This window comes from Paraburkholderia sp. MPAMCS5 (assembly GCF_036016995.1).
Classification (GTDB): Bacteria; Pseudomonadota; Gammaproteobacteria; order Burkholderiales; family Burkholderiaceae; genus Paraburkholderia.
In genome coordinates this window covers 1-1437 of sequence record NZ_JAYXBK010000041.1, presented here as the reverse complement: position 1 = coordinate 1437, position 1437 = coordinate 1, and the positions used below count along the sequence as shown (strand labels likewise).

The window sequence follows — 1437 nt, the reverse complement described above, 5'->3', positions numbered from 1 at the left end:
GCAAGTCTCATTGAGCAGTACGGCCCGCGCGAGTCGATGGAATATGACGTCGTGATCGTCGGCGGCGGCCCGGCTGGGCTGTCCGCGGCGATCCGCCTGAAGCAGCGGGCGGCGGAAAAAGGCGTCGAAATCGGCGTCTGCGTACTGGAAAAAGGCTCGGAGATCGGGGCGCATATCCTCTCGGGCGCCGTAATGGACCCGCGCGCGCTGAACGAACTGATGCCGGACTGGAAGGAAAAAGCCGCGCCACTCGATGTCGCCGTGACCGAAGACCGCTTCCTGTTCCTCACCGAAACTGGCGCGAAGAGCGTGCCGAACTGGGCGCTGCCGGACAACTTCAAGAATCACGGTAATTACGTGATCAGCCTCGCCAATGTCACGCGCTGGCTCGGTCAGCAGGCCGAGGCGCTGGGCGTGGAGATTTTCCCCGGCTTTCCCGCCGCCGAAATCCTGTACAACGACGACGGCTCGGTGAAAGGCGTCGCGACCGGCAATCTGGGCATCGGCAAGGACGGCGAGCCGACCGAAAACTTCCAGCTCGGCATGGAACTGCACGCGAAATACACGCTTTTCTGCGAAGGCGCGCGCGGGCATCTCGGGCGTCAGCTTTCGGATAAATTCCGGCTGCGCGACGGCGCCGATCCGCAGGTCTACGGCATCGGCATCAAGGAACTGTGGGAGATCGATCCGTCGAAACACAAGCCGGGCCTCGTGATGCACACGGCGGGCTGGCCGCTCGAAAACGACACCTACGGCGGCTCGTTTCTCTATCACATGGACAACAACCAGGTGGTGGTCGGTTTCGTGGTCGGCCTCGGCTATTCGAACCCGTATCTGTCGCCCTTCGAGGAATTCCAGCGCTACAAGACGCATCCGGCGATCCGCAATTTCCTGGAAGGCGGCAAGCGCGTGTCGTACGGCGCGCGCGCGATCACGGCCGGTGGCCTGATGTCGTTGCCGAAGCTGGTGTTCCCAGGCGGTGCGCTGGTCGGCGACGATGCGGGCTTCCTGAATGCATCGCGGATCAAGGGCTCGCACGCGGCGATCAAGACCGGCATGCTCGCCGCCGACGCCGCCTTCGACGCCGTGCAGGCCGGCCGCACCAGCGACGAACTCGCGGCTTACCCGGAATCGTTCAAGACTTCGTGGCTGCACACGGAGCTTTATAAAGCCCGCAATTTCAAGCAGTGGATGAGCAAGGGCCTGTACCTCGGCACCTTGATGGTGGGCATCGAGCAGAAGCTTTTGGGCGGCAATGTGCCGTGGACGCTGCATCATCAGCACTCCGATCACGAGATGCTCAAGCCCGCGTCGCAATGCAGGCAGATTGTGTATCCGAAGCCGGACGGCAAGCTGACGTTCGACCGGCTTTCGTCAGTGTTCATCTCGAACACGAATCACGAAGAGAACCAGCCGGCGCATCTGACGCTGAAAGAT

General features: G+C 62.3%; 1 protein-coding gene. It reads left to right on the top strand.

Annotated elements, in window-relative coordinates:
* Positions 1 to 1437, top strand: a 1437-nt coding sequence (locus VOM14_RS31355) for an electron transfer flavoprotein-ubiquinone oxidoreductase (RefSeq protein ID WP_327632580.1), incomplete at both ends; no start/stop codon positions are given.